This window comes from Streptomonospora salina (genome assembly GCF_014204715.1).
Classification (GTDB): Bacteria; Actinomycetota; Actinomycetes; order Streptosporangiales; family Streptosporangiaceae; genus Streptomonospora; species Streptomonospora salina.
Window position 1 is genome coordinate 3,303,533 of record NZ_JACHLY010000001.1, and the last position, 25,994, is coordinate 3,329,526.

A 25,994-nucleotide genomic window follows, 5' to 3' on the forward strand; every position below is an offset into this window, starting at 1 on the left:
GGGCCGCCGGACCGCTTCAGCCGCAGGGCCTGGGTATCCGCGGCGTCAGTCGTAGTCGTCGTCGCCGTCGGTGCACATGTCCCACGCGCGCCAGTGGTTGTTCAGGAAGTTCGTCTCGGTCCTCTCGTAGATGCGGTCCGTCCGGTAGCACAGGTGCGGATTGTGCCGGTCGCCGCCCGCGTCGAACACGATCGCGCCCGGATCGGCGATACCGGGGATGGTGAACGCGAACTCCTGTTCCGGGCTGTCCGGGGAGAGGGCGGCGATCTCGCCCGAGGACGCCGGGTAGGTGCGTGCCGACTCCGGGACGTCGCCGGCGTCGGGCGCCAGTTCCGCCACGGCCGAGCGGTCGGGCACGTAGAAGGTGTCCGTGTTCAGCATCAGCTGCCCGGAGCCGCCCGAGTAGCGCGCGGTGCCGCTGAACTCCAGTCCCGTGCCCGTCGGTTCCACGCCGTCCAGAGTGACCTCGTAGACCGTGCGGCCCTCGGCCTCGGAAAGGAAGATGCCGGGGGCCTCGGCGGTCAGCGACTCCTCGCCCTCCATCCACTCCGGAACCTCGGACTCGCTCGGCTCCGCTGCGGCACCCGCGCCTGCGGCGCCCTCCCCTGCGGCCCCGTCCGCGCCGGCGCTCTGCCCCTGCTGCCCGCCGCCGGATCCTCCGTCCGCGCCGTCCGGCTCCGGGGCCGCCTGCGACCACGGGGGACCCGCCGACCACAGGACCGCGCCGCCGCCGGCGGCCAGAACCGCGACGGCGGCGCCGGCCGCCAGTACCGGCGTCCGCCGGCGCCTGCGCCGCGGCGGGGCGAGGGAGGCCCACGAGGCCGGGTCGTGCCGGGGCCCGGAGGTCTCGCGCCACTCGTTGCGCAGCAGCCGGGTCACCAGCTGTGTCGGTTCCTCGTCGGCCGCCGACTCCACCGCGGTCGACTCCGACAGCGCGGCCAGGGCCCGCAGCAGCTCGCCCGTTTCCGGGCGGTCGGCGGGGTCGCGGGACAGCGCCCGCCGCACCAGTGGGAGCAGTTCCTCGGGGACCCCGTCGGTGTCGGGGCTCTCCCGCAGCGTGCGGTAGGCGATCATGTCCGCCTGGCCGGTGCCGAAGGGATTGCGCCCGGTCGCCGCCAGCGCGACCAGACCTCCCCACGCGAAGACGTCCGACAGCGGCGTGGCGTCGGCACCCTCGTAGCGTTCGGGCGCCACCCAGCCGGGTGAGCCGACCAAGCCGCCGGTGTGCGTGATCCCGCTCTCGTCCACGGCCCGGGCGATGCCGAAGTCGAGCACCTTGGGACCGTCGGGGGCGAGGATGAGGTTGCCCGGTTTCAGGTCGCGGTGCACGATGCCGGCGGCGTGGATGGCGTGCAGGGCTTCGGCCACGCCTGCGGCGAGGCCGACGAGCATGCCGCCCGACAGGGTCCCGTGTTCGCGGATGCGGGCCCGCAGGGTGGGCCCGGGAACGTACTCGGTGGCCAGCCACGGCCGGTCGGCGGCGGCGTCGGCGGCCACGAACCGGGCGGTGCAGAAGGCCGCGACCCTCCGGACCAGCTCCACTTCACGGGTGAAGCGGGCGCGGAAGACGGGATCGGCCGCGTATTCGCGGTGCACGACCTTGACTGCCAGGCACCGGTCGTGCTCGTCCACGGCTGCATAGACCGCGCCCATGCCGCCCGCTCCCAGCCGGCCCGCCACGCGGTAGCGGCCGATGTAGGCGGGATCGCCGGGGGCGAGCGGCTCCAGGCCGGGCGGCAGTGCGGGATGCGGCTCCTGAGACGACACGGGGGCTCCTGTGGTCCTGCGTGGGTGCTGCGTCGGTGCCGGCCCCGCTCGTGCGGCCGGGCCGGCGGGGCCGCGCGACCGCTTCGGAGGGCGGCCGCGCGAGGGCTGTCAGGAACAGCCCTCGGTGGTGAACGCGCCGCCGGCCGCACAGCACACGCCCAGCGGCGGCATCCCCGTTCCGTCGGTGCCGTAGTCCGGGCCTTGGAAGAAGACCGCGCCCGATTCCGGTGCGCCCCGCAGCACGAAGGGGGGCTCGATGACCGTCTCGCTTCCGCCCTGGGCGGTGGCGTAGGAGGTCATGACCCCCTCTTCGCCGGTGGTGTAGCGCTCGCCCCCGGATTCCGCATAGAGCTGGCTGTGGAAGATCTCGCCGGTCGGTTCGGCCGCGTTCCAGGCGAAGCGGACGAAGAACTCCACACCGTCGGCGGTGGCCGAATCGAAGCCCGCGCGGGTGTGGAGCGTGTCGCCGTCGTAGTCGCTGATCACCAGGCCTCCCTGGGAGCCGGTGCCGACCTCGCTGCGCCACGGCGGGTTCTCGGCGCTCTGCGCCAGATCGATCGGCGCGGCGGAGGGCGCGGCGGAGGCGTCCTGTTCCCCTCCGCCGCCGGCGGGGGGATTCGGCGCTTCCGGAAGGCGATCCGGCGGGTTCGGGATCGGTGGCGCCTCCCCCGCACGAGGAGGGGAGGAAGGACAGGGCGCCCAGTAGCGCGACGGGTGCGGCGGCGTGGTGGTATCGCAAGCGCGGGGCATGCGCAGAGGGCACGGAGATCTCCTGACGGCTCGGGTGCCGACGGCTGTGCGGACGCGTCGGCCGCCGGGGAAGGCCGCCGGCCGCGGTGGCCGGCAGCCTTCCCCGGAGCCGCGCCGATGCGCACGGGACCGCCCATGTGTGGCGCCTTCATCCGGGGGCACCGCCAGCGTCCCGCAGGAGGGGCACCGTGTCGACGCGATGCCGGGCGAATGCCGGTTCCGGCCACAGGCGCATCCGGCTCCGCCTCCGCGCAGGCGTCAGTCCATGCGGATGAAGTCGACCCGCTCCCGGGCTCCGAGATCCCCGGCGTAGCAGCCCCCGGCGCTTTCGCTGTAGCGCTCCCGGACCTCCGCCGTCGTACTCAGGCCGCAGGTCCACCCTCCGCCGACCTCGGCGATGTATCCGGTTCCCTCCTTCTCGCCGTCGGGCATGTCCAGATACTCCTCGACCGCCGAGCGCGCCTCGCCGCAGTCGGTCTCCCCGACGGTGGGCACCAGCAGGGCGCGGTCGACGCGGGGAACGCCGCCGACGGTTCCGCAGAGGCGGGTGTCGAGACCGTCGAACCCGGAATAGTGCCACGTGGTTTCCGACCCCGCGAGAGGGTCGTCGGACTCGAACACGTAGTCGAGCCGCAGCGGAAGGCCGTCCATCGCCGTCCACAGCTCGAACTCCAACCCGGGAATCCCCGACTGGCCCGGGGTCCCCGGAGTCGCGAGGTCGAACGTGCCGGCGATCCGCACCGCCGGGGTCCCGTCGAGACCGGTCGCGGCGCGCCCGTCCACCTCCATGGAGTCGGCCAGGCTTTCGAACGGCGTCAGCACAGCCTGTCGGGACTGCATGGACGCGACGCTCGCGTCCATCGGCCCGGTCGCGGCGGTATAGGAGCCGCTGAAATCGGACCCGGTCCACGAGCGCTCGATCAGCCGGTCCCGCTCCGGCCGGTAGATCCGGTCCATGGCCGCCTCGGGCGAATCCGGAACTCCGGCGATACTGACCGAATGGAATACGGGTGCGCCCTCGACGGTGGCGAGAGTGTACTCGTCCCAGCCGCGGAGCCCTTCACTGGGGCGCAGCTCCCGGGTGGCGTTGTAGCTGTCCGCGGAGTCCAGCGCGTCGACGATCCCGGCGACGATCTCCTCGGGCGGCCCCAGAGTCGGGGACGGCGACGGCGACGGGCTCGGCGCCGCTTCAGCCGTGTCGGACTCCGCGAGCGCGTCGACGGTGAGGTACCCGCCGGTGCCGATCGCGCCGACGACGAGCACCGCCGATGCCGAGAGGACCGCGATCTTGGTGCCCGCCGCCATGCCCGTGGCGGCGGCCGCGCCGCCCGCACCCGCCGCGCCGGAGGCGGCGGCGCCACCCGTACCCGCCGCGCCGGAGGCGGCGGCACCCGCACCCGCCCCCGCGGCCACCGCGGTGCCGCCCGCGGCACCCAGTGCCGGTACGGCGGCCACCCACAGCGCCGGGTCGTGCCAACTGGCGTCGATGCCGTGCCAGCTGCGCGAAACGAGGTCGCGCAGCCGGCCGACCAGGTCGCCGGTCTGCACGTTCGACGTGTCGTCGGGGGTGGAGAAGTCGACCAGCCCGCGGTAGGAGCTCTCGGCCGTGGGGCGGGCGGCGGGGTCGGCGGCGACGGCCAGTTCGACCATCGGCCGCAGCTCGCCGGGCACGGCGTCGAGGTCGGGGGCGGTCTCCAGCACGCGGCGCCGCAGCTCGGTCGCGTCGCCGCGGCCGAACGGCGGCCGGCCGGAAGCGGCGTAGGCGACCAGGCAGCCCCACGCGAAGACGTCGGCGGGCGGCTCGGGTTCGGCCCCCCGGTAGCGCTCCGGGCTCACCCAGCCCGGCGATCCGAACACCCGGCCGTCGGCGCGGTCGGCGTCGCTGCGGCTCATCGGGCGCGCGATGCCGAAGTCCAGGATCCGCGGTCCTTCGGGGGTGAGCATGACGTTGCCCGGTTTGATGTCGCAGTGCACGATCCCGGCGGCGTGGACGGCGGTGACCGCCTCGGCGGTGCCGGCGGCGAACGCGAACAGCATGTCGGGCTCCAGCGGCCCCTGCTGCTCGACATGGGAGCGCAGAGTCGCGCCCGGGACGAAGTCGGTGGCCACCCACGGCCGGGCGGCGTCGGTGTCGGCCGCGTGGACGGCGGTGGTGTAGACGCCCTGGACGCGCCGCATCAGATCGACTTCGCGGGCGAAGGCCGATCGGAACGCGGCGTCGCCGGCGTAGCGCTCGTGGATCACCTTCACGGCGATGCAGGTGCCGGAGTCGTCGAGTGCGCCGAAGACGGTTCCCATGCCGCCGGCCCCGAGCCGGCCGACGACGGTATAGGGCCCGATCCGCTGCGGATCGCCGGGGGACGTCGGCCCCAGCTCCGGGGGAAGGGGCGGATCGGATCCGGGCTGGGCACTCATTCGTTTGTTCGCTCTCGTCGCTGATCGGCGGGGTACGTTCAGGCGTGTCCGCCGGGGCGGCGGTCGAGCCCCGGCGGACGGCGGTCGTAGCGGTTACCAGACCAGGGAGACGCTGGCTCCGTCCGGTGTGATCATCGGGTCGGACTGCTCCTGGCCGACGGATGCGACGACGTCTCCGGCGCAGCCGCGGTCGGAGTACACGGTGGCGACCGCGGGGATGCCCGGGCTGCCGTAGGTGTTGGTGATCGATCGGATCGGGGCCTTGAGGTCGACGCATCCGGATCCCGCCGGCAGCGGGACCGTCTCGCCGGTGTAGCCGTATCCGGTGAATCCGCAGATGCCCGCCTCGCATTCCGCCGGTCGCGGCGTCAGCGAGTCGTCGGCTGCGGCGGTGAGGGGAGCGGCCGAAAGCGCCGCTGCGGCGGCTGCGACGGCAGCCGCGCGAGCGAGTGCACGCATGGGGATCGCCTTTCGAGTCGGGCGGCCTCGCGGACAGGCTGCCCCATGTTCCGGGCGGTGTCGACGCGTGGTCCGGTGCCGGATCCGGTCACGGCGGAACCCTCTGCCGCCGGCCTGCGGTGTCACCGGCGGCGGGGTTTCCGGCCATGCGGCGCCCGCCCTACCGGATGCCCGTCCGGCCGAAACGCACTCGGCTCGGACCTTCCCCCATCACCGATCTATAGGGTTGGCGAAGGCGCAGGTCGTTTAGTGTGCTCCCCGTGCACGCGGGGATGGTCCCAGCGACAGCGTCTACATCCCGCGCCCGCCGATCCCCGCACGCCACCAGAAGCGTCCCGTCCGGCTGGTCGGTCGAGGAGTACCTGGCTCGGACCTCACCCGTAGTGCCGTCAACCGCCGCAGCCGAGCCCCGCATACACGCCGGCGCCGCGCAGTGGCCCCTCCGCTCGACTTGGTGCCGCCCGGCGGGATACTCCGCCGCTTCCACCCGATCCAGTACCCCGCATACACGCCGACAGATCCACACCGCCCCCGTTCCGCAACCGGCGAACCCGACACCCCCGATCCGTCGAACACCCGCACTCATGGTCAGCGACAGCCTTTCCGGAGCCGCGCGAACCCGATCCGATCACCGCACATGCCCCGACATGACGAAACCCCCTCAGCCGAAGCCGAAGGGGGTGCAGCCTCACGGGGAAAGTGGTGGGTTACAGCTCCGCCGACCGCACGGCCGCCATGAACGCCGCCCACGCTTCAGACGGCAGCGCAAGAGCCCCAGCTTCCCGGTTCTGAGTGTCGCGGACGTTGGCACCTGCGACGTGTTCCCGTACCTCGACGCAGTTGGAGCCGCCGTCACTGTAGCTGCTCTTGTGCCAGCCACTACGAAGCTTATCCATGATCCAACCTCTTAATCTCCTTGCGCAGTGCCTCAAGTGTCTCGTCCGGGTTCTTCTTCCCGCGAAAGCCAGGGGGCTCCGTATCGCACCAGTACACGTGCGTAATCTTCCGTCTGCAAATGCGACGGAAACACCATAATCTGGTACTCATAGATCGCAGTTGCGCTGTCCACCAGCTCAGCGACCTCATAGCGCCAGGCTTCTTTCCCCTCGCCCGTCAGATCATCCCAGAGGCGATTCAGGCGGCCGTGGCCTATTGCGTCGTCCAACGCATGACGCAAGCGCGCGGATGACTTCGCTACGCCACGTTCGATGTCGGAGAGCTGGGTCCGCGAAGACTCGATGCGACGCCCAAGGGCGTCAAGCGTCATCTCAGCTTCTTGGCGCAGGCGGCGGACTTCCTGTCCATAGCGGCGGAGTGCCCTCTCATCGGGCTTGGATGTCCTCACACGCACATCTCACCATAGGTGCCGCCTATCTCTCCGGATAGATTCCGGTGATCTTCGGTGCTCCTTCGGAGCTATTCAGAGGATTGACCGACTCCCTTTATCCTGACTCCGCTCCACGTCAGGCTCGGGGCTGCGAGCAAAATGGCCCTGTCGATGCTTCGCGGGCACCGGACAGGGCCTTGATCCCCGACCTGGACCAAGCAGGTGGAGACCCATGCGCAACTCTAGCCGCCCCGACACCCGCACAACGGCCCGCACCCGCCCCTACGCGCCCGGTGCCCGATCCCGCCGCGTCCGCCGCCCGCGCGGGGCACGTCCGTACCTGGCGATGCAGCCCGCCCCCGAGCCCCCCCGTGCCCGCCCCCGCCGACGACATGGCCGACCTGCGGGCAGCGACCCGGCGACTGCTGGCCACCCGCCCCGACCCGGCCCACCCGGCCCCACCACGGCGGGAGTGCGCTGATGACGACCACGGCCCCCGGAATCCTGGTCGCCCGCACCTTCCCCGGTACCCCGGACCAGGTCGGCACCGCCCGCCGCTGGCTGGAGGACACCCTCACCCGCCCCCCGGGCGCATCCCCGACGCGACCACCGCCACAGCCGTGCTGCTGCTGTCGGAAACCGCCACCAACGCGCTCGCCCATACCGCCAGCGGCGCCCCCGGCTCCACCTTCACCGTCCACGTCCACGCCGACCGGCACACCCTGGCCGTGGCGGTCCAGGACGCGGGCAGCACCACCACCCGGCCCGAGCGCGCACGAACCTCGATCACCGACGACCACGGGCGCGGCCTGGCTCTGGTCGACGCCTTCGCCGATACCTGGCAACCACTGCCCACCGGCAACGGGATGGTCTTCACGCTCAGCCTCGCCCCGGCGCCGACCGGTACGGCCAACGGTGCCGGCGCCCGCGCGGTAGAGGGGCGCCTCCGGTGACCGGCTTCCCCTACACCGACCTCGGCCCCGACGGCTACGACCCCCACGGATGCCTCAACCACCGCTTCGGCGCCACCTGGCGGATCGAGTGCGAACCCACCCCCGGCGGGTGGTACTGGACCGCCACCCGCCGCCGGCCCGCACCTGCCGCAGCCGCCCGCCACGGGGTGCGCGACCGGCACGCGGGCGGGTTGAGCGCGGCCGAACTCTGGACGTGGCTGGAGGAGCAGGAAACCGCCTGGCAGCACTGGCACGACACCCAGCACCCGAACTAGCCCACACCGCCGAGAGACCGAGCGCACCGGCCGAGCGCACCGGCCGGGCGCGACGAGGGCCGTCCGGCCGCCGGGACCGCGCCGCTGCCATCCCCGCGTCGCGGCCCCGGTCATCACAGCGAGAGGAACGAGGAATGACCTCCACTCTTCCCGAGCAGACGACCACGACCCCCCCTGGACACACTCTGGCTGGACCTCACGCGCAAATGCCCGCTGGAGTGCACCCACTGCTACAACGACTCCGGCCCCACCGGCAGCCACGGCACCATGACCCGAGACGACTGGGCGCGGGTCATCGACGAGGCCGCCGCATGCAACGTCCGCCGCGTTCAGTTCATCGGAGGTGAGCCGACCGCACACCCGAGCTTCCGCGACCTGGCGAGCCTCGCGCTGGGACACGGGCTGTCCGTCGAGGTGTTCAGCAACCTCGTTCACGTAACGCCCGAACTCTGGCACCTGTTCACCCGGCCCGGCCTGTCCCTGGCGACGTCGTACTACTCCGACGACGCCGAGGAGCACAACGCCGTGACCGGTCGGCGAAGCCACGCCCGGACCCGCGACAACATCGCACAGGCCCTACGTCGGGGCATCCCGCTCCGGGCCGGCATCGTCGCGACCCACGACAACCAACGCGTGGAGGAGGCCCGCCGCGATCTGGAATCGCTGGGCGTATCCCGAATCCACGTCGACCACATCCGCCCGTTCGGACGCGGCGGCGGCGACGAGGAACCCGACGCGTCGCGACTGTGCGGCGACTGTGGGACGGGCAAGGCATCGGTCAGTCCGACCGGGGAGGTTTCCCCGTGCGTCTTCTCCACCTGGATGTCTGTGGGCAGCGTCCACGACGCCGCTCTGGGCGCTATCGTGGCCGGACCCGCCATGGGCCGGGCCAACGCGTCGATCCGCGACGTAGCCGCGGGGTCGGACGCCTGCGACCCCGATGCGGAATGCTCTCCCGGCGGCCCGCTGAGCGGATGCAACCCGAGGAACTGAGGACTCGATGAATGACCTTCCCGGGCCGGAACTCCGGGCGCTGATCGCTCCGCATACCGGCGAGGTTTCGGACATCCGCCCTGCCCAGCTCGGCCACAGCGCCGACGTCACGGCCGTGATCGAATGCGAGAAAGGCCCCTTCTTCGTGAAGGCGGTCCCGAACCGGCCCGGCGGCAAACGGGCGTCTCTGGTCCGGGAAGGGCTCATCAACCCCTACGTCCAACCGCTTTCCCCGGCCGTGCTGTGGCAGGCGGAAGACGACGCGTGGACCGTCCTCGGGTTCGAGGTCATCCAGGGCCGGACGGCCGACTTCACGCCGGGTTCGCCTGATCTGCCCGCCGTCGTGGAGCTTCTGAACCGCATACGGCGCCTCCCGTTGCCCGACATGGCACGGGACTGGGAAGAGACCCGCTGGGACCGCTTCACGGCCGATGAGCCCGAAGCCGCACACCTTCGCGGTGACACCCTCTTGTTCACCGATCTCAACCCGAACAACTTCATCGTCGGCGGAGGCCGGACTTGGGCTGTGGACTGGTCATGGCCGACGCGTGGCGCCGCACTCATCGACCCGGCGTCCTTCCTGGTCCAACTCGTTGCGGCCGGACACAGCCCGACGGACGCAGATGCCTGGGCGAACGAGTGCGACGCCTGGACCAGCGCCGACAGTGCCGCCATCGCCGTATTCGTCGCGGCCACGGTGCGCATGTATCGGGCCTTTGCCGAGTGCGACCCGGCGCAGTGGCGCAAAGCGATGGTGGCCGCCGTCGAGACGTGGGCCGACTACCGCAACGTCTCGGTGCCCGCATAGCGAGGAGGGCACTGGCTGAACATCTGGCCCGCTGGGGCTGAGCGGCTGTGCCTGACCGCGCCCACCCCTGCGACACGCCATCCGCACCAGCCACCGCGAACCGCGCGAGCGCTCCCAGCTCAGACCGGGTATACGCACGTCAGAGGGGTGGTAGTCGACCACGTCGACCACGTCGACCACGTCGACCACGTCGACCACGTCGACCACTACCCCGCCTAACCACGGTTGTCCCGGTCGGAGGGTTCCGCCGCCGGGCCGTCCGGCCGCCGGGAGCGGGTATCCGCCCGCTGTGCGCGGCCGGATACCCCGACATCCCGGCAGCCCGTCAGGTGCCGTCTCGGGCGCCTTTCGCTTTCCTGCGCCTGCGGAACCAGGAGAACACGATCCCCAGCAGCGCCGCGGAACCCGCCACCGGCAGCGCGCGCTTGAGCACCGGCAGCCCGACCGTGGACATCAGGTCGATGCTGTCGTCGCGCGGCCGGTCCGAACGGATGTCGGAACTCGGCCGGGAACCCGTGCTCGTGCGGTCCTCCGGCGCCCCGTCCCCCTCGTCCTGTCCTTCCGCTCCGCCGCCGTGGCCGCTGCCCGGCCGGGGTTCGCCGGCCTGCGGAGGTACGACCGCGTCGGCCGGGGCGGCCGCCTCGCCGGTGGCGCCCGCAGCCCCGGCGGAGGTGCCCGCCGCAGCGCCCGCCGCGGCGCCGGATCCCTCGCCGCCCCCGGACCGGTCCGCGGAGGCCTCGGCGCTTCCGCCGCCCGCACCGATCTGCTCGGGTGCGCGCCCCTGCAGCTCCACGGCGAGGTTCTCGGCGAAGCGGTCCACCAGCTTGGCACTGACGTCGGCCATCACGCCGCGCCCGAACTGGGCGACGCGGCCGGTGACGGTGAAGTCGGTGTCGACGGTCACCTCGGTGGTGCCGTCGTCCTGTTCGTACAGGCGAGCGGTCACCGTGGCCGAAGCCGTGCCGGACCCGCGCGACTCCTTGCCGCCCGCGTGCAGCTCGACCCGCCGCTGTTCGGCGTCGACTTCGGTGAAGTACGCCTCACCCCGGTACGTCACCGCGATCGGTCCGACCTTGACGCGGACCCTGCCCGTGAAGGAATCGCCCTCGGTCGATTCGAGCGTCGCGCCCGGCATGCAGGGCGCGACCCGTTCGACGTCCATCAGCACGTCCCAGGCCTGGTCCACAGGCACCGGAACCGTGAACCGGTTGTTCAACCGCGTGCTCATTCGCAGTGCCGCCTTCCTCGCGTGTTCGGCGTCGTCGGCTCCGGACCTTCGGCCGCCCCGCGCGGGCGCCCCGCCCCGGCTACTACCCGGTCGGCGCGGGGCCACCCGCGGTCACCGGCGAAAAGCGGGCCGGCCGCAGCCGGCCCGCCGCGCCGCCGACCGGGCTTCCCGCCCGGCGCCGGGTCAGGCCCCGGCCGCCGCGGCCAGCGCTCGTCCGGTCAGCACACGGGCCAGGTGGCGCCGGTAGTCGGCCTGTGCACTGAGGTCGTTGGGCGGGTCGGTGTCCGCGGCGGCCGACTGGGCGGCCTCCCGCAGCGTGTCGGTGCGCGCCGGGACGCCCCGGCACGCCTCCTCCACCCCGCGGGCGCGGATCGGTGTACTGCCCATGTTGGTCAGCGCCACCCGCGCCTCGGCGACGTCGCCGCCGTCGAGCCGGACGGCCGCCGCGACGCCGACGATCGCCCAGGCCTGCGCGGTCTGGGAGAACTTCTCGTAGTGGCCGGACCATCCGCTCATCTTCGGGAACCGCACCGCCGTGAGCACGTCGCCGATATCCAGCACCGTCGTCAGGTAGTCCTGGAAGAACTCCGAGGCCGGCACCGCGCGGTCCCCGTCCTCGCCGCTGATCAGGAATTCCGCATCCAGCGCGAGCGCGACCGCGGGAAGGTCGCCCGCCGGGTCGGCATGGGCCAGCGACCCGCCGAGCGTGCCCCGGTGGCGCACCGCCGGATCGGCGACCGTCCGCGTCGCCCGAGTCAGCAGCGGGCAGTGCTCGGCCACCAGCGGGTCGTGCATGACCTCGTCGTGCGTGGTCATCGCACCGATCCTGAGCCGGTCGCCCTCGTCGGTGACGCCCCGCAGCTCGGTGAGCCCGCCGAGGTCGACCACCACGTCCGGGTAGGCCAGCCGGAACCGCAGCAGCGGCGTCAGGCTCTGCCCGCCCGCCATAACCTTGGGCTCTTCGCATTCGGAGAGCACCCGCACCGCCTCGGCGACGTCGCCGGGGCGCACATAGTCGAACTGTGCCGGGATCATCGCTGTCCTCCCTCGCTCCGGCCGGCCTCGCGCGCTTCGGCGACGGCCCGCCACACCCGCTGCGGTGTGCACGGCATCCGCAGGTCCCGCACACCGAACGGCCGCAGCGCGTCGACCACCGCCCCGACCACCGCCGGGGTGGACGCGATCGTCCCCGCTTCCCCGACACCCTTGGTGCCCAGCGGGTTGGTGGTCGCCGGCGTCGTGGTCCGGTCGAGCGTGAAGTCCGGCAGGTCCGCCGCCGTCGGCACCGGGTAGTCGGCCATCGTCGACGTCACGAGGTTGCCGTCGGAGTCGTAGGCGGCTTCTTCGAACAGGGCCTGCGCGATGCCCTGCGCCAGCCCGCCGTGCACCTGCCCGTCCACGATCAGCGGGTTGACGACCGTGCCCACGTCGTCCACCGCGGTGTAGGAGCGCAGGGACACGTCGCCGGTCTCGGTGTCGACCTCGACCGCGCACAGGTGCGTGCCGTGCGGGTAGGAGAAGTTCTCCGGGTCGAACGTGGCGTCGGCGTCCAGCGACGCCTCCGCCCCCTCGGGCAGGTCGTGTGCGGCGAACGCCGCCAGCGCGACCTCCTGCATGCTCGTGGAGGGCCGTTCGGTGCCGCGCACCGTGAACCGCCCGTCGGAGAATTCCAGGTCGCCCTCGTCGGCCTCCATCATGTGCGCCGCCAGTCGGCGCGCCTTGTCCAGCACCCGGTCGCAGGCTTCGACCACCGCCGTTCCGCCCACCACCAGCGAGCGCGACCCGTAGGTGTCCATGCCCTTGGGCGCGACACGGGTGTCGCCGTGCAGCACTTCGACGTCCTCGAACGGCACCCCGAGCCGGTCGGCGACGATCTGGCTCCAGGACGTGACGTGGCCCTGCCCGTGCGGCGACGTGCCCGTCACCACCTCGACCTTGCCGGTGGGCAGCATCCGCACCGAGGCGTTCTCCCAGCCGCCGGCGCCGTAGGACAGCTGCCCCAGCACCCGCGAGGGCGCCAGCCCGCACATCTCGGTGTAAGTGGAGATGCCGATCCCCAGCTGCACCGGGTCGCCGCTCTCGCGGCGCCGGCGCTGCTCGGCGCGCAGCCCGTCGTAGTCGAACAGCTCCACCGCCCGGTCGGTGGCCGCCTCGTAGTTGCCGGAGTCGTAGGTCAGCCCGGCGACGCCGGTGTGCGGGAACTCCTCGTGCGTGATCCAGTTGCGCCGCCGCAGTTCCATCGGGTCCATCCCGATCTCTTCGGCGAGCTCGGTGACGATCCGCTCGATGGCGTAGGTCGCCTCGGGGCGGCCCGCGCCGCGGTAGGCGTCGGTGGGCATCTTGGTGGTGAACACGCCGGTGCAGTGGAACGCGTACGCGTCCATCTTGTAGATGCCGGGGAACATGAACGCGCCCAGGATCGGCACGCCCGGCGTCACCAGCATCATGTAGGCGCCCATGTCGGCCAGCAGATCCACCTTGAGACCGCGGATGCGGCCGTCGGAATCGGCCGCGATCGACACGTCCTGGATCTGGTCGCGCCCGTGGTGGGTGGTCTGGAACCCCTCGGTCCGGGTCTCGGTCCACTTCACGGGTTTGCGCAGCCGCCGCGCCAGCAGCAGCGCCAGCACCTCCTCCGCGGTCACCTGCAGCTTCGACCCGAATCCGCCGCCCACATCCGGTGCGATGACGCGGATCTTGTGCTCGGGGACCCCGGTGGACATCGCCAGCATCAACCGCACGATGTGCGGCACCTGGGTGGCCGACCACAGCGTGAAGGAGTCGCCGTCGGGGCGGCACACCACCGAACGGGGCTCCATCGCCGCGGGGATCAGCCGCTGCTGGTGGTAGCGGCGGGTCACGACCACATCGGCCCCGTCGAACGCGGAGTCGACGTCGCCCGAGGCCATCGGCCACTCGAACGCCTTGTTGGCGCCCTGGCCCTGGCCGGAACCCGCATGCACCAGCGGGCTGTCCTCGGCCAGCGCCGACTCCATGTCGATGACGGCCGGCAGCGGCTCGAACTCGACGTCCAGCGCCTCCAGCGCGTCGGCGGCCGCGTAGGCGTCGCGCGCCACCACGCACGCCACGGCCTCGCCGACGTAGCGGACTTCGTCCACCGCCATCGGCGGATGGTCGGGCAGCAGCATGTCCTCGGTCACCGGCCACGCGCACGGCAGACTGCCCTGCTCGGCGGCGAAGTCGGCCCCGCTGTAGGCCGCCACGACACCGGGCTGCTGCAGTGCCGCCGAGGTGTCGACGGAAACGATGCGGGCGTGGGCGTGCGGGCTGCGCCGGAACGCGACGTGCAGCATGCCCGTCTGCCGGATGTTGTCGGTCCACTCGGTCTGCCCGGTGATCAGCCGGGCGTCCTCCTTGCGCAGGCGCGGGCTGCCGATCTGGTCGGTGCCCGACTCCGGTGCCATAGTCATGACGACGCACCTCCGCTCGCCGCGTGCGGCGCCGGCTCCTGCTCGCGGACCATCTGGGGCGGGACCCCGGTGGCGCGCGGCTCGGACTCGGGCGCCGCGGCCGTCTCGCTCATCGCGGCGGCGGCCTCGCGCACCGCCCGCACGATGTTGACGTAGCCGGTGCACCGGCACATGTTGCCTTCGAGACCCTGGCGGATCTCGTCGTCGCTGGGATCGGGGTTGTCGCGGAGCAGGTCCAGCGCCGCCATCATCATCCCCGGCGTGCAGTAGCCGCACTGCAGCGCGTGGAATTCGTGGAAGGCCCGCTGGATCGGGTGCAGGTCGCCGTCGGCGGCCAGCGCTTCGACGGTGGTGACGTCGTGGCCGTCGGCCTGGCAGGCGAGGACCGAGCAGCTCTTCACGGAGTGCCCGTCCATCAGGACCGTGCAGGCGCCGCAGTTGGTGGTGTCGCACCCGACGGGGGTGCCGATCTTGCCCAGTTCCTCACGTAGATAGTGGACGAGGAGCCGGCGCGCTTCGACCTGATCGTCGTAGCTGACGCCGTCGACGGTTACGCGGATATGTGGCATGGGGCCAAGACCTCCTCAAGTAGTGGCCACCTCAGAACTACTGGTCGTGGGAGGTCCGACCACGGTAGAACACCGGGTCAGGGCTATCCAGGCCCCTTAGCGCAACTTCTTGTTCAAAGGCCGCGCCACGGCCCGCTCCGGACGCGCTCCGGCCGCGCCGCGCGGGCGGCGTGTCGGCCGGCGGCGCTCACCGGCCGGAACCGGGATCCCGGCCGTCGCCCTCGGGGAGCTCCCGGCGCTTGCGCGAGGCCGCCAGAGCGCGGGCGATCCCGGCCACCCCCAGGCCCACCGCCAGCACCGGCACGGCCCACAGCGCGTCCAGGCCCCAGCGCGACGGCCCGGCCACGATGAACGCGGCCCCGAGCGCGATGAACAGGACACCCGCGACGAGCGATCCCCAGTCCGTTCTACGACGCCGCACGCCGCACCCCCAAGTCACCGATGCGCGAAACCAGGTCCACGACGAGCGTGGGGGGGTCGTCGGACACGGAGCCGCCTCCGGCCCCGTCGGTCCGGCGTCCGCCGCCGCCCGAGTCCGCCGCCCCCTCGGGCTCCAGCGTGCGGCGCACGTCCAACCCCGTGCCCCAGCGCACGGTCTCGTCGATGCGGACCTCCCCGAACGACGCGCGGCTGCGCACCTGCACTCGGGATTCCGCCGGCACGAGCACGGTCAGCGAGCCGAAGTCCACTTCGGCACCGACCTCCACCCGCTCGCCCGGCTCCAGCGGCACGCGCGTGAGGTCGAGCCGCGCCTGGCCGCCCGTCAGCGTGTAGGTGCGTTCAGCCGCCGCTACGGAGGTGGGGCGCCACTGCGGCGAACCCAGGTTCAGGCTCGTCAGGTCCACCGCGGCCGAGGCCATCAGCAGCACGACCGCGAGCGTGCCGGCGGTCATCAGCCCGCGCGGGTCGCCGACCCACGCCCCGACCACGGCGGCGATCCCGATCATCACGACGACGCTCCCGAGAAAGAGGAAACCGGTGCTCGGTCCGAACAGGGCCTCCAGGGGCGGCTTAGCGGACGTGCCGATCGTGATCGCGGCCGCCGCCGGGATAGCCCACCCCACGATGCCGAGCAGGCGTAGGCCGCGTGCGTCGCGCCGTTCCCGCCCGCTGGGGCGCCCGGGCCGCCGGCGTCCGTCGGCGCACGGCTCGGACGTGGTGTCCGCGGGGGCGCCGACGGTCCCGTCCGCGCCGTCGGCGCCCCCCGGCCCGCCCGGCCCGCCCGGGGCGCCCGGTCCGCCCGGGGCGCCGGTACCGCCGGCGCTCCGGGGGAGGCCGGTCTCCGCCGCGTCCTCGGCCTTCTCCGGCGCGCCCTCCGCCGCGTCTTCGGCCTTCTCCGGAGCGCCTTCCGCGGGGGAATCCGCGCCGCCGCGATCCGGGACGGCCACCACCGCCAGATCCACCGGTCCGGCGGGCGCGCGGGACCACGGCTGGGCGGGGTTGTAGTACGCGGGTTTGGGAGAGGGTTCGGGTGTCGTCGGCGGAGGCTCGTCCGACTTCAGCAGCCCCGGCAGCTCGCGGTAGGTCCGGCGCAGGTCGACGCCGCTGTTGTGGGCGACCAGCGCCCCCAGGATCAGCGGGGTCGCCAGCACCAGCGTTCCCCAGCCCACGCCGCCGATCAGGCTCAGCGCCACCGCTGCGGCCAGACCCAGCCCCAGCAGCGCCGGTACCGCCCGGTCGGCGATGCGCCGGTTCAGGAGCTGTTCGAACATCGCCGGTCCGCGTCCGGCGTCGCGCATCGCCATCCAAGCGCCGACATACAGCAGCACACCCGAGAACCCGGCGAGGCCGGTTATAGCGAACCCCACCCGCCATACGATCGGGTCGATTCCGGTGTAGGAGCCGAGCCCGGCGCACACCCCCGTGACGAGGCCGCGGTCGTTCTCCCGGATCAGCTCCGGGCCGTCGCCGGAGACGCCCGCGGTCGGCGGCACCGCCCCGGCCGCGGCCCCGCCGGCCCCGTCGGCAGCGGGGGCCGCGGGGGCCGCCTCGCCCGGACCGCGCGCCGGGTCGCCACCGGCACCGTGCCCGCTTTCGTTCAACGCTCTCGTGCCACCCTCGCCCGACGGATCTGCCGCATGCTTCCATCCTGCCCCTCCACCTGCGCCCGAGCCCATCGGGAACGCCCCTGACGCCACCCTGAGGGGTGCCGCCCGCAGTCCCGGGGCGGGTCCCTGATGCCGCTCCGCCCCCGGCCGGGGCATCCTGGATGCACGGGCGCGCTCAGGCGTTCCGCCGCGAGCGGGACGCCCGGCGCCGCCCCCGCGCGCCCGCACGCGGCGCGCGGAGCAGGTCGTAGGGGAAGGCGCGGACAGGGTGACCGAATCGGTGGGTCGACAGCCCCGGATGCCGCTGGTGCGCCCGCGGGACGGGCGCCTGGTCGCGGGCGTGGGCGCAGGACTGGCCCGGCACCTGGGCATCGACGCGGTCGTGACCCGGCTGGCGCTGCTCGCCCTGTGCTTCGGCGGGGTCGGGGTCGCCGTCTACATCGTCCTCGTGCTGTTCGTCCCGGTCGCGGAGGAGACCGGGGAGGACGCGGAAACCGCACCGGGCGACGCGGTGCCCTCCGCCGAGGGCACGGCCGAGGACACCGCCCGACGCAAGGGCCGCGACATCAGCCAGCTGCTGGCCTACTGCGCCCTCGCCGGCGGCCTGGGCATGCTCGCGCTGCTCTTCGGCGGCTGGTTCGAGCCGGTGCTGTGGTTCGTCATCTTCGGAGCGCTCGGCGCCACCATCCTGTGGCAGCAGGCCAATCCGGCGCTGCGCGAGGAGTGGATGTCCACCCGGGTGCTGGGCCAAAGCGGAAAGAGCTGGGCCCGCACCGGCGTCGGCGTACTGCTCGTCGTCACCGGCGCCATCGGATTCCTCGCCTTCCAGCAGCAGCTGACCGAGGCCCGCGCCGGGCTCACCTTCGCCGCCACGATCATCGCCGGGATCAGCCTGATCGCCGCGCCGTGGATCGTGAGCCTGGTGCGCGAGCGCGACCGGGAGCGCCGTGGGCGCATCCGCAGCCAGGAGCGCGCAGAACTGGCCGCCCACATCCACGACTCCGTGCTGCACACCCTCACCCTCATCCAGCGCCAAGCCGACGACCCCCGCGAGGTCCAGCGGCTGGCGCGGGTACAGGAACGCGCCCTGCGCAGCTGGCTCTACCAGCGGCCCGCCGACGCCGAAACCACGGTCAAACCCGCGCTGGAGCGGGTGGCCGCCGAGGTCGAGGAGGCCCACGGCGTGCCCATCGAAGTGGTGTGCGTGGGCGACTGCCCCATCGACGACGGCGTCCACGCCGAACTGCGCGCGGCGCGCGAGGCGATGGTCAACGCCTCCAAGTACGCCGGAAGCGACTCCATCTCGGTGTTCGGCGAGGTCGACCCCGACGAGGTGCTCGTCTTCGTCCGCGACCGGGGCACCGGATTCGACCTCGACACCGTGCCCGAAGACCGCATGGGCCTGCGCGGCTCCGTCCTCGGGCGTATGGAGCGCCACGGCGGCAGCGCCCGCATCCGCACCGCACCCGGCGAGGGCACGGAGGTCCAGCTGCGGATGCCGCGCGAACAGGATTCCGCCGCCTGACGGCCGCCGGACCGGGCACCGGTTGGCCGGACCCGGGCAGATCCGCCTGATCCGGGGGCGCTGTGGGTAGAGTCCGTGGTGTGGATGACGAGAACACGACCTTCGCCGAAAGCGGCGCGGCGCCCCGCGTCGTGATCGTGGACGACCACCGGCTCTTCCGCAGCGGTGTCCGCGGCGAGCTGGGCGACGCCGTGGACGTCATCGGCGAGGCCGGCGACGTCGACAGCGCGGTCCGGGCCATCGCCGAGAAGCGGCCCGACCTCGTCCTGCTGGACGTCCACCTGCCCGGCGGGGGCGGCAGCGAGGTCCTGCGCCGCGTCCTGCCGCAGCAGCCCGACGTCACGTTCCTCGCGCTGTCGGTGTCCGACGCCGCCGAGGACGTCATCGGGGTCGTGCGCGGCGGCGCGCGCGGCTACGTCACCAAGACCATCTCCGGGCGGGAACTCGCCGACGCCATCGTGCGGGTCGCCGACGGCGACGCGGTGTTCTCCCCGCGCCTGGCCGGGTTCGTGCTGGACGCGTTCTCCGCCACCGACGCCCCGCCCATGGACCCCGAGCTCGATCGCCTCACCCAGCGCGAGCGCGAGGTGCTGCGGCTCATCGCGCGCGGCTACGCCTACAAGGAAGCCGCCAAGGAGTTGTTCATCTCGGTGAAGACCGTCGAGACACACGTGTCCTCGGTGCTGCGCAAGCTCCAGCTGTCCAACCGCCACGAGCTGAGCCGGTGGGCCACCGCGCGCAAGCTCGTATGACCCGGACCCGGGCCTGCGCGCGGCGCCGGTGCTGCGCGCTCGCCCCGGTCAGCGCAGCGCGTCGGTCATGCGCGTGAAGAACGTGTCGCCGTCCACGTCGCCCACCAGGGTCACCGCCGGGCGTTGGTCGCCCGGGTCGCGGTTGGGGCGCAGATCGGCGACGGTCTGCCCGCGCGTGTGCGCGCCCTGCAGCTCCACGCGTACCGGAACCTCGTCGGCGTCGACCACCAGGCCGGGGTCCAGCAGCACGGCAGCCGCCAGCGGGTCGTGCATCGCGCATTGGCGGGTGCCGAACACCCGCGAGTACCAGTCGGTGTAGAAGCGCAGGAACGCCGCCGTGGTCTGCGCACGCGGGCCCTCGATCCGCTCCAGGGCGTCCAGCCACGCGCCCGTGGCGACGGTGCGCATCGTGACGTCCAACGCGACCAGCGTGGTGGCGAAACCGGCGCCCAGCACCGCCTCGGCGGCTTCGGGGTCGGCCGCCACGTTGGCTTCGGCCCAGGGGGTGGTGTTGCCGGGACGGCGCACGGCCCCGCCCATGATCACCACGCGCCCCAGCAGTTCGGGCAGCCGCGGCTCGATGCTCAGCGCCAGCGCCAGGTTGGTCAGCGGGCCGAGCGCGAGCACGTCGATCTCCCCGGGGGCCGACCGGGCGCTGCGGACCAGCGTTTCGGCCGCCGAGTACTCCGTCGGCGCGGCCCCCGGCTCGGGCAGTTCGACCCCGCCCAGCCCGTTCTCGCCGTGCACATCCATAGCCGCGCGCGCCGGCTGGGCCAGTGCGCGGCCCGCGCCGCGCGCCACGGGAACCTCCGGGCGTCCGTAGAGCTCCATCAGCCGCAGCGCATTCGCGGTGGTCGCCGGAACGTAGTTGTTGCCGAACACCGAGCCGACGCCGACCAGATCGGCGTCGGGCGACGCCGTCAGATAGGCGAGCGCCAGCGCGTCGTCGATCCCCGGATCGCAGTCGACGTAGATTCGCACCCGTGAAACCCCTCGTGCCGCGGATTGCGCCGTCCCGGCCTGGTTCGCGCGCGTTCGCACCGGATCCGGCATTGCGGGCACAACCCTAGACAACTCCACCGGGCGGTGCCGCCCGCGGTCCGGCCGCCTCCGCTGCGGGCGCTCCCGGTCCGGCCTCCTCCGCTGCGGGCGCGGCCGCCGAGCGCTCGCCGCGCACCCGCCGCAGCACCCGCTCCGGCGCGGGTGCCCCGAGCAGCCGGTCGGCCGCCACCAGGGCCAGCCCCAGCACCAGGAACGCGGCGCCGTAGCCCAGCAGGCTGCGGATCAGCCCGCCGTAGCCCAGCAGGGACACGTCGAGGAAGAAGTAGGGATAGCCCGCCATCGGGAACAGGGCACCGCGCACCGTGGTGAACACCGCGTAGGCCAGCGGGTACAGCAGCCACGCGGCCGCGTAGAACCAGCGCATCCGGCGGTGGCGGTCGAACAGCACGAAGTCGGCGGCCGCCAGGACCGGCGCCACGGTGTGCAGCAGGTCGCTGGAGTCCACGACCCACCACGGCTCGCCGACCAGCTCGCCCGCGCCGGCCGGAGGGACCAGTGTCGGCCCGTCGGACAGCACGAAGTTGAAGACCAGCCCGGTGATCAGAATGTAGAGCGTGATCGCGCCTTTGAGGCCGCCCGGAGGACCGGGGCGGCCGCGCCACGCCGCCCATGCGGCGAACGCGAAGCACACCGCCAGCAGGGTGTTGCTCTGGATCGTGAAGTAGATGAACGGGCGCAGCGCCTCCGCGCGCGCCACCTCCATGGCGATTCCGCTCACGGCCGCCGCCGCGACGGCGGCCCGGTAGAGCCCCACGGCCACCGGCATCGGCGCGCCTCCTTTCCGACGCCCGACGCTACCGCGCCGGCATCCCCGGATCGCGGAACGTGGTCTGCGACCACTGCCGGAAGCCGGTCCCGGGCGCGCGTGGGCCCGGGACGGGTGCCCCGGGGGCGCACGGAAAGCGGATACTCCCGCACCCCGCCCCCCGTAACCTGGAGGGCGTGTCGTCCTCCCAAGAGCAGCTCCTCGAAGGCCTGAACGCCCCGCAGCGCGAAGCCGTCACCCACGCCGGCGGTCCGCTGCTGATCGTCGCCGGTGCCGGCTCCGGCAAGACCCGGGTTCTCACGCACCGCATCGCCTACCTCCTCGCCGAGCGCGGTGTGCGCCCGAGCGAGGTCCTCGCGATCACCTTCACCAACAAGGCGGCCGCCGAGATGAAGGAGCGCATCGAGGCGCTGCTGGGCGGCCGGGTCGCGAGCGCCATGTGGGTGATGACGTTCCACTCCGCGTGCGTGCGCATCCTGCGCCGCGAGGCCGGACGGCTGGGCTACCCCAGCGGGTTCACCATCTACGACGCCGCCGACTCCCGGCGGCTGATGCAACTGGTGTGCAAGGAGCTGGATCTCGACCCCAAGCGCTTCCCGCCGAAATCCTTCTCGTCGCAGGTCTCCAACCTCAAGAACGAGCTGATCGACCAGGACGCCTTCGCCGAGCAGGCGCAGAGCGAGCAGGAGAAGAAGCTCGCCGAGGCCTATGCGCTGTACCAGCAGCGCCTGCACGAGGCCGGGGCGATGGACTTCGACGACCTGATCATGGTCGCGGTCAACCTCCTGCAGATGTTCCCCGACGTCGCCGAGTACTACCGGCGGCGGTTCCGCCACGTTCTGGTCGACGAGTACCAGGACACCAACCACGCGCAGTACGAGCTGGTGCGGCGACTGGTGGGCGAAGACGCCCCCGACGCCGCGGTGCCCGCCTCCGAGCTGTGCGTGGTGGGCGACGCCGACCAGTCGATCTACGCGTTCCGCGGCGCCACCATCCGCAACATCCTGGAGTTCGAGCGCGACTATCCGCAGGCCCGCACCGTCCTGCTGGAGCAGAACTACCGCTCGACGCAGAACATCCTCACTGCGGCCAACGCCGTGATCCGGCGCAACCCCGACCGCCCGGCCAAGAACCTGTGGTCCGAACAGCGGGTGGGACCCGCGATCACGGGCTATGTGGCCGACAACGAGCACGACGAAGCGGCGTTCGTCGTGCAGGAGATCGACAGGCTGACCGACGAGGGCGTGTGCACGCCCGGCGAGGTCGCGGTGTTCTACCGCACCAACGCCCAGTCCCGCGTCTACGAAGACGTGTTCATCCGTACCGGGCTGCCCTACAAGATCGTCGGCGGCGTGCGCTTCTACGAGCGCAAGGAGATCCGCGACATCCTGGCCTACCTGCGGGTGCTGGCGAACCCCGAGGACACCGTCAGCCTGCGGCGCATCCTCAACGTCCCCAAGCGGGGCATCGGCGATCGCGCGGAGGAGACCGTCGAGCTGTTCGCGGCGCGGGAGCGGACCTCGTTCGCGCGTGCGCTGCGGCGTGCAGGCGAGATCGACGGGATGGCCAAACGCTCGCTCAATGCCGTGCGGGAGTTCGTCGCGCTCTTGGAGGAGCTGGAGGGCATCGCCGCGGAGCGTTCGCCCTCGGAGGTGGTCGAGGCGGTGCTGCAGCGCACCGGATACCTCTCCGAGCTCGCCGAGTCCAAGGACCTGCAGGACGAGAGCCGGGCGGAGAACCTGGAGGAGTTCGTCGAGGTCGCCCGGGAGTTCGAGAGCAACTTCACCGGGTCGCGCTACGAGGAGCAGCCGGGCGGGGACGAGCCGGGGGAGCCCGGCGACGGGGCGCCCGCCGACGCGGCTCCGCCCGAGCCGACGCTCGTGGACTTCCTGGAGCAGGTGGCGCTGGTGGCCGACACCGACCAGATCCCCGACGCCGGCGACTCCGGCGGCGTCGTCACCCTGATGACGCTGCACGCGGCCAAGGGGTTGGAGTTCCCGGTCGTGTTCCTGACCGGTATGGAGGACGGAGTGTTCCCGCACATGCGCACACTCGGCGAAAAGGCCGAGCTGGAGGAGGAGCGCCGGCTGGCCTACGTGGGGATCACCCGGGCCCGGGAGCGGCTCCACCTGACGCGGGCGGCGGTGCGCAGCGCATGGGGTTCCCCCTCGTTCAACCCGCCTTCCCGGTTCCTCGACGAGGTGCCGGCGGATCTGGTCGAGTGGCGCCGCTCCGAATCGTCGTCGGCGGCACAGCCGCGGGGCCGGGGGGCCTCGCCGGCCCCGCCGCGCACGGCCAAGAGCGACGCTCCCTCGCTCAGTCCGGGGGAGAAGGTCAACCACGACCAGTTCGGTATGGGTGAGGTGCTGCTCGTCGACGGGACGGGGGACAAGACCAAAGCCCGCATCGACTTCGGTGCCGACATCGGTGAGAAGGACTTCCTGGTGAAGTTCGCTCCGATCGAGAAACTGTGAGCGTGTGCCGGGTTCCCGGCCGTGTGAGGGGGCGGCGGCGCCCGCTGCGTGGTCCGGGCACCGCTCGAAGGTCTGTAGGATGGAAACACCGACGCAACGGACGCCGAGTCGCATCGGCGGGCGGGTCGGTTCCTCCACTCGATTCGATCGGGACCGTCACGAGCACTCGTGACAGCCGGTAGAGTGGAGAACAGCTCGGCAGAAGCGCGGCCCGAAAGGGAAGACGCGGCGGAGCGGAATCGCAGAGTTCGCATCGAATCGGAATTCTTGCTAGAGTTCGGAAACGAAGCCGCGCACTGCGGTTAAAATATAGAAGCGGGAAGCGCGGAACGGTGTTCTGCGGATTCCCGCCGGGAGATTCCGTCTCTTGGGAAGAGCTCGGGCGGATCCGCCGGACGGCGGGTCGGGGCTTGTACCGGATGAGCGGTCGTTCCTTGAGAACTCAACAGCGCGTGTTTTTCTTTGTGCCAAGTTTGTTTTGGCCCCGTGGAACCGGCGCCTTCGGGCGGTTCGGTTCCGGGGTTCCTTTGATGGGCCCGGGTTGGCTCCGCGTGCTGCGCGGGGTTTTTACCGGGTCGTGTCGGGGTTCAGACCTTTAATGGAGAGTTTGATCCTGGCTCAGGACGAACGCTGGCGGCGTGCTTAACACATGCAAGTCGAGCGGTAAGGCCCTTCGGGGTACACGAGCGGCGAACGGGTGAGTAACACGTGAGCAACCTGCCCCTGACTCCGGGATAAGCCGGGGAAACCCGGTCTAATACCGGATAGGACGTTCCGTCGCATGGCGGGGCGTGGAAAGGTTTTTCTCCGATCAGGGAGGGGCTCGCGGCCTATCAGCTTGTTGGTGGGGTGAAGGCCTACCAAGGCGATTACGGGTAGCCGGCCTGAGAGGGCGACCGGCCACACTGGGACTGAGACACGGCCCAGACTCCTACGGGAGGCAGCAGTGGGGAATATTGCGCAATGGGCGGAAGCCTGACGCAGCGACGCCGCGTGGGGGATGACGGCCTTCGGGTTGTAAACCTCTTTTACCACCGACGCAGGCCCGTGCTTCTGTGCGGGTTGACGGTAGGTGGAGAATAAGGACCGGCCAACTACGTGCCAGCAGCCGCGGTAATACGTAGGGTCCGAGCGTTGTCCGGAATTATTGGGCGTAAAGAGCTCGTAGGCGGCGTGTCGCGTCTGCTGTGTAAGTCCGGGGCTTAACTCCGGTTTGGCAGTGGATACGGGCATGCTAGAGGTAGGCAGGGGAGACTGGAATTCCTGGTGTAGCGGTGAAATGCGCAGATATCAGGAGGAACACCGGTGGCGAAGGCGGGTCTCTGGGCCTTACCTGACGCTGAGGAGCGAAAGCGTGGGGAGCGAACAGGATTAGATACCCTGGTAGTCCACGCTGTAAACGTTGGGCGCTAGGTGTGGGGACTTTCCACGGTTTCCGTGCCGTAGCTAACGCATTAAGCGCCCCGCCTGGGGAGTACGGCCGCAAGGCTAAAACTCAAAGGAATTGACGGGGGCCCGCACAAGCGGCGGAGCATGTTGCTTAATTCGACGCAACGCGAAGAACCTTACCAAGGTTTGACATGCCGGGAAATCCTCCGGAGACGGGGGGTGCCTTCGGGCGTTCCGGCACAGGTGGTGCATGGCTGTCGTCAGCTCGTGTCGTGAGATGTTGGGTTAAGTCCCGCAACGAGCGCAACCCTTGTTCCATGTTGCCAGCACGTGATGGTGGGGACTCATGGGAGACTGCCGGGGTCAACTCGGAGGAAGGTGGGGATGACGTCAAGTCATCATGCCCCTTATGTCTTGGGCTGCAAACATGCTACAATGGCCGGTACAGTGGGCGTGCGATGCCGTGAGGCGGAGCGAATCCCTAAAAGCCGGTCTCAGTTCGGATTGGGGTCTGCAACTCGACCCCATGAAGGTGGAGTCGCTAGTAATCGCGGATCAGCAACGCCGCGGTGAATACGTTCCCGGGCCTTGTACACACCGCCCGTCACGTCATGAAAGTCGGCAACACCCGAAACGTGCGGCCTAACCCTGCGGGGAGGGAGTGCGTGAAGGTGGGGCTGGCGATTGGGACGAAGTCGTAACAAGGTAGCCGTACCGGAAGGTGCGGCTGGATCACCTCCTTTCTAAGGAGTCGTTGCTGTCGGCCCGTTGTTTTTCGTCGTGGGCCGGCCGGCTCGGAAGTGGACCCGGTTCCGGGTGTGCGCGGTGCTCGGGCGCCCTTGTAGGGGGCGCCGGGTGGCCGGTGCGCCGGTGCCGGGAGTGGTTGCGGAGGATGCACGCGCTGTTGGGTGTCTGAGGGGGCGGCCTGTGGGTCGTCGTCCCGGTGCCACCCCGACGAAGACCCCTGTGGGGTTGTGGTCGGGCTCGTGGTGTGCGGTTTGAT

Annotated in this window: 22 protein-coding genes and 1 rRNA gene; 8 read left to right on the forward strand and 15 right to left on the reverse strand. The window is 71.7% G+C overall.

Annotated features, from left to right (window positions below):
- Positions 1 to 45: 45 nt before the first annotated feature.
- The 7 genes from HNR25_RS25375 to HNR25_RS26855 all read right to left on the reverse strand — a co-directional run bounded on the left by HNR25_RS25375 (position 46) and on the right by HNR25_RS26855 (position 6,742).
- Positions 46 to 1,767: a serine/threonine-protein kinase gene (locus HNR25_RS25375; protein WP_312862555.1), complete on the reverse strand. Its 1,722-nt coding sequence runs from the start codon at positions 1,765 to 1,767 to the stop codon at positions 46 to 48.
- Between the two features lie 108 nt (positions 1,768 to 1,875).
- Complete coding sequence (locus HNR25_RS15090; RefSeq protein WP_184636034.1) at positions 1,876 to 2,253, reverse strand: hypothetical protein; 378 nt, start codon at positions 2,251 to 2,253, stop codon at positions 1,876 to 1,878.
- A 522-nt stretch (positions 2,254 to 2,775) separates the two neighbouring features.
- Positions 2,776 to 4,932: a serine/threonine-protein kinase gene (locus HNR25_RS15095; RefSeq protein ID WP_184636036.1), complete on the reverse strand. Its 2,157-nt coding sequence runs from the start codon at positions 4,930 to 4,932 to the stop codon at positions 2,776 to 2,778.
- A 93-nt stretch (positions 4,933 to 5,025) separates the two neighbouring features.
- Positions 5,026 to 5,391 carry a hypothetical protein gene (locus tag HNR25_RS15100; RefSeq protein WP_184636038.1) on the reverse strand — a complete coding sequence of 122 codons (366 nt, stop codon included), beginning with the start codon at positions 5,389 to 5,391 and terminating at the stop codon, positions 5,026 to 5,028.
- A 160-nt stretch (positions 5,392 to 5,551) separates the two neighbouring features.
- Positions 5,552 to 5,977, reverse strand: coding sequence for a replication initiator (locus HNR25_RS27075; RefSeq protein ID WP_376767506.1), 426 nt, complete (start codon positions 5,975 to 5,977; stop codon positions 5,552 to 5,554).
- A gap of 121 nt (positions 5,978 to 6,098) precedes the next feature.
- A complete protein-coding gene (locus tag HNR25_RS15105; RefSeq protein ID WP_184636040.1) occupies positions 6,099 to 6,287 on the reverse strand; it encodes a DUF397 domain-containing protein in 189 nt (62 codons plus the stop codon).
- Positions 6,288 to 6,319: 32 nt separating this feature from the next.
- Positions 6,320 to 6,742: a Scr1 family TA system antitoxin-like transcriptional regulator gene (locus HNR25_RS26855; protein WP_312862556.1), complete on the reverse strand. Its 423-nt coding sequence runs from the start codon at positions 6,740 to 6,742 to the stop codon at positions 6,320 to 6,322.
- Positions 6,743 to 7,110: 368 nt separating this feature from the next.
- Here HNR25_RS26855 and HNR25_RS26565 point away from each other — a divergent pair, with 368 nt between their 5' ends.
- The 4 genes from HNR25_RS26565 to HNR25_RS15130 all read left to right on the forward strand — a co-directional run bounded on the left by HNR25_RS26565 (position 7,111) and on the right by HNR25_RS15130 (position 9,747).
- Positions 7,111 to 7,671, forward strand: coding sequence for an ATP-binding protein (locus HNR25_RS26565; RefSeq protein WP_281387748.1), 561 nt, complete (start codon positions 7,111 to 7,113; stop codon positions 7,669 to 7,671).
- On the forward strand, positions 7,668 to 7,946 hold the full coding sequence (locus HNR25_RS15120) for a hypothetical protein (protein ID WP_184636046.1): 279 nt from the start codon (positions 7,668 to 7,670) through the stop codon (positions 7,944 to 7,946). Before HNR25_RS26565 ends, HNR25_RS15120 begins: the two co-directional genes overlap by 4 nt.
- 189 nt (positions 7,947 to 8,135) lie before the next feature.
- Positions 8,136 to 8,939 (forward strand): radical SAM protein, encoded by an 804-nt coding sequence (locus tag HNR25_RS15125; RefSeq protein WP_246464366.1) that lies wholly within the window; start codon positions 8,136 to 8,138, stop codon positions 8,937 to 8,939.
- A 7-nt stretch (positions 8,940 to 8,946) separates the two neighbouring features.
- Positions 8,947 to 9,747 (forward strand): hypothetical protein, encoded by an 801-nt coding sequence (locus tag HNR25_RS15130; RefSeq protein ID WP_184636048.1) that lies wholly within the window; start codon positions 8,947 to 8,949, stop codon positions 9,745 to 9,747.
- 325 nt (positions 9,748 to 10,072) lie between these two features.
- Here HNR25_RS15130 and HNR25_RS15135 read toward each other — a convergent pair whose 3' ends face one another.
- The 6 genes from HNR25_RS15135 to HNR25_RS15160 all read right to left on the reverse strand — a co-directional run bounded on the left by HNR25_RS15135 (position 10,073) and on the right by HNR25_RS15160 (position 17,017).
- A complete protein-coding gene (locus HNR25_RS15135) occupies positions 10,073 to 10,975 on the reverse strand; it encodes an SRPBCC family protein (protein ID WP_184636050.1) in 903 nt (300 codons plus the stop codon).
- A 183-nt stretch (positions 10,976 to 11,158) separates the two neighbouring features.
- Positions 11,159 to 12,010, reverse strand: coding sequence for an FAD binding domain-containing protein (locus HNR25_RS15140; RefSeq protein WP_184636052.1), 852 nt, complete (start codon positions 12,008 to 12,010; stop codon positions 11,159 to 11,161).
- Positions 12,007 to 14,406, reverse strand: a complete 2,400-nt coding sequence (locus tag HNR25_RS15145; protein ID WP_184636054.1) for a xanthine dehydrogenase family protein molybdopterin-binding subunit — start codon at positions 14,404 to 14,406, stop codon at positions 12,007 to 12,009. The genes HNR25_RS15140 and HNR25_RS15145 overlap by 4 nt, the downstream gene beginning before the upstream one ends.
- The gene (locus HNR25_RS15150) at positions 14,403 to 14,975 is read right to left on the reverse strand and encodes a (2Fe-2S)-binding protein (RefSeq protein WP_184636056.1); all 573 of its coding nucleotides are present in this window, start codon (positions 14,973 to 14,975) and stop codon (positions 14,403 to 14,405) included. Before HNR25_RS15150 ends, HNR25_RS15145 begins: the two co-directional genes overlap by 4 nt.
- A 187-nt stretch (positions 14,976 to 15,162) precedes the next feature.
- A complete protein-coding gene (locus HNR25_RS15155; protein ID WP_184636058.1) occupies positions 15,163 to 15,396 on the reverse strand; it encodes a hypothetical protein in 234 nt (77 codons plus the stop codon).
- Positions 15,383 to 17,017: a PspC domain-containing protein gene (locus HNR25_RS15160; protein ID WP_246463675.1), complete on the reverse strand. Its 1,635-nt coding sequence runs from the start codon at positions 17,015 to 17,017 to the stop codon at positions 15,383 to 15,385. The genes HNR25_RS15155 and HNR25_RS15160 overlap by 14 nt, the downstream gene beginning before the upstream one ends.
- Positions 17,018 to 17,321: 304 nt before the next feature.
- Between HNR25_RS15160 and HNR25_RS15165 the strand changes: the two genes are divergently transcribed.
- Together HNR25_RS15165 and HNR25_RS15170 are read left to right on the forward strand one after the other, a co-directional pair.
- The gene (locus HNR25_RS15165) at positions 17,322 to 18,548 is read left to right on the forward strand and encodes an ATP-binding protein (RefSeq protein WP_184639344.1); all 1,227 of its coding nucleotides are present in this window, start codon (positions 17,322 to 17,324) and stop codon (positions 18,546 to 18,548) included.
- Positions 18,549 to 18,628: 80 nt separating this feature from the next.
- Positions 18,629 to 19,300: a response regulator gene (locus HNR25_RS15170; RefSeq protein ID WP_184636062.1), complete on the forward strand. Its 672-nt coding sequence runs from the start codon at positions 18,629 to 18,631 to the stop codon at positions 19,298 to 19,300.
- A 48-nt stretch (positions 19,301 to 19,348) separates the two neighbouring features.
- Here the strand turns inward: HNR25_RS15170 and HNR25_RS15175 are convergent, their stop codons facing one another.
- Positions 19,349 to 20,281 (reverse strand): nucleoside hydrolase, encoded by a 933-nt coding sequence (locus HNR25_RS15175; protein ID WP_184636064.1) that lies wholly within the window; start codon positions 20,279 to 20,281, stop codon positions 19,349 to 19,351.
- Between the two features lie 85 nt (positions 20,282 to 20,366).
- Positions 20,367 to 21,128, reverse strand: coding sequence for a Pr6Pr family membrane protein (locus HNR25_RS15180; protein ID WP_184636066.1), 762 nt, complete (start codon positions 21,126 to 21,128; stop codon positions 20,367 to 20,369).
- Positions 21,129 to 21,304: 176 nt separating this feature from the next.
- Here HNR25_RS15180 and pcrA point away from each other — a divergent pair, with 176 nt between their 5' ends.
- Positions 21,305 to 23,602 carry a DNA helicase PcrA gene (pcrA, locus tag HNR25_RS15185; protein WP_184636068.1) on the forward strand — a complete coding sequence of 766 codons (2,298 nt, stop codon included), beginning with the start codon at positions 21,305 to 21,307 and terminating at the stop codon, positions 23,600 to 23,602.
- A 595-nt stretch (positions 23,603 to 24,197) separates the two neighbouring features.
- Positions 24,198 to 25,734 (forward strand): 16S ribosomal RNA (locus tag HNR25_RS15190).
- The last annotated feature ends 260 nt before the right edge of the window (positions 25,735 to 25,994 follow it).

What these genes read in the sequence shown, in the direction of transcription:
- HNR25_RS15095 (WP_184636036.1), bottom strand. Translation starts at nt 4,932, where the DNA reads ATGAGTGCCCAGCCCGGATCCGATCCGCCCCTTCCCCCGGAGCTGGGG.
- HNR25_RS15100 (WP_184636038.1), bottom strand. Translation starts at nt 5,391, where the DNA reads ATGCGTGCACTCGCTCGCGCGGCTGCCGTCGCAGCCGCCGCAGCGGCG.
- HNR25_RS27075 (WP_376767506.1), bottom strand. Translation starts at nt 5,977, where the DNA reads ATGAGTGCGGGTGTTCGACGGATCGGGGGTGTCGGGTTCGCCGGTTGC.
- HNR25_RS15105 (WP_184636040.1), bottom strand. Translation starts at nt 6,287, where the DNA reads ATGGATAAGCTTCGTAGTGGCTGGCACAAGAGCAGCTACAGTGACGGC.
- HNR25_RS26565 (WP_281387748.1), top strand. Translation starts at nt 7,111, where the DNA reads ATGGCCGACCTGCGGGCAGCGACCCGGCGACTGCTGGCCACCCGCCCC.
- HNR25_RS15130 (WP_184636048.1), top strand. Translation starts at nt 8,947, where the DNA reads ATGAATGACCTTCCCGGGCCGGAACTCCGGGCGCTGATCGCTCCGCAT.
- HNR25_RS15135 (WP_184636050.1), bottom strand. Translation starts at nt 10,975, where the DNA reads ATGAGCACGCGGTTGAACAACCGGTTCACGGTTCCGGTGCCTGTGGAC.
- HNR25_RS15140 (WP_184636052.1), bottom strand. Translation starts at nt 12,010, where the DNA reads ATGATCCCGGCACAGTTCGACTATGTGCGCCCCGGCGACGTCGCCGAG.
- HNR25_RS15145 (WP_184636054.1), bottom strand. Translation starts at nt 14,406, where the DNA reads ATGACTATGGCACCGGAGTCGGGCACCGACCAGATCGGCAGCCCGCGC.
- HNR25_RS15150 (WP_184636056.1), bottom strand. Translation starts at nt 14,975, where the DNA reads ATGCCACATATCCGCGTAACCGTCGACGGCGTCAGCTACGACGATCAG.
- HNR25_RS15165 (WP_184639344.1), top strand. Translation starts at nt 17,322, where the DNA reads ATGCCGCTGGTGCGCCCGCGGGACGGGCGCCTGGTCGCGGGCGTGGGC.
- HNR25_RS15180 (WP_184636066.1), bottom strand. Translation starts at nt 21,128, where the DNA reads ATGCCGGTGGCCGTGGGGCTCTACCGGGCCGCCGTCGCGGCGGCGGCC.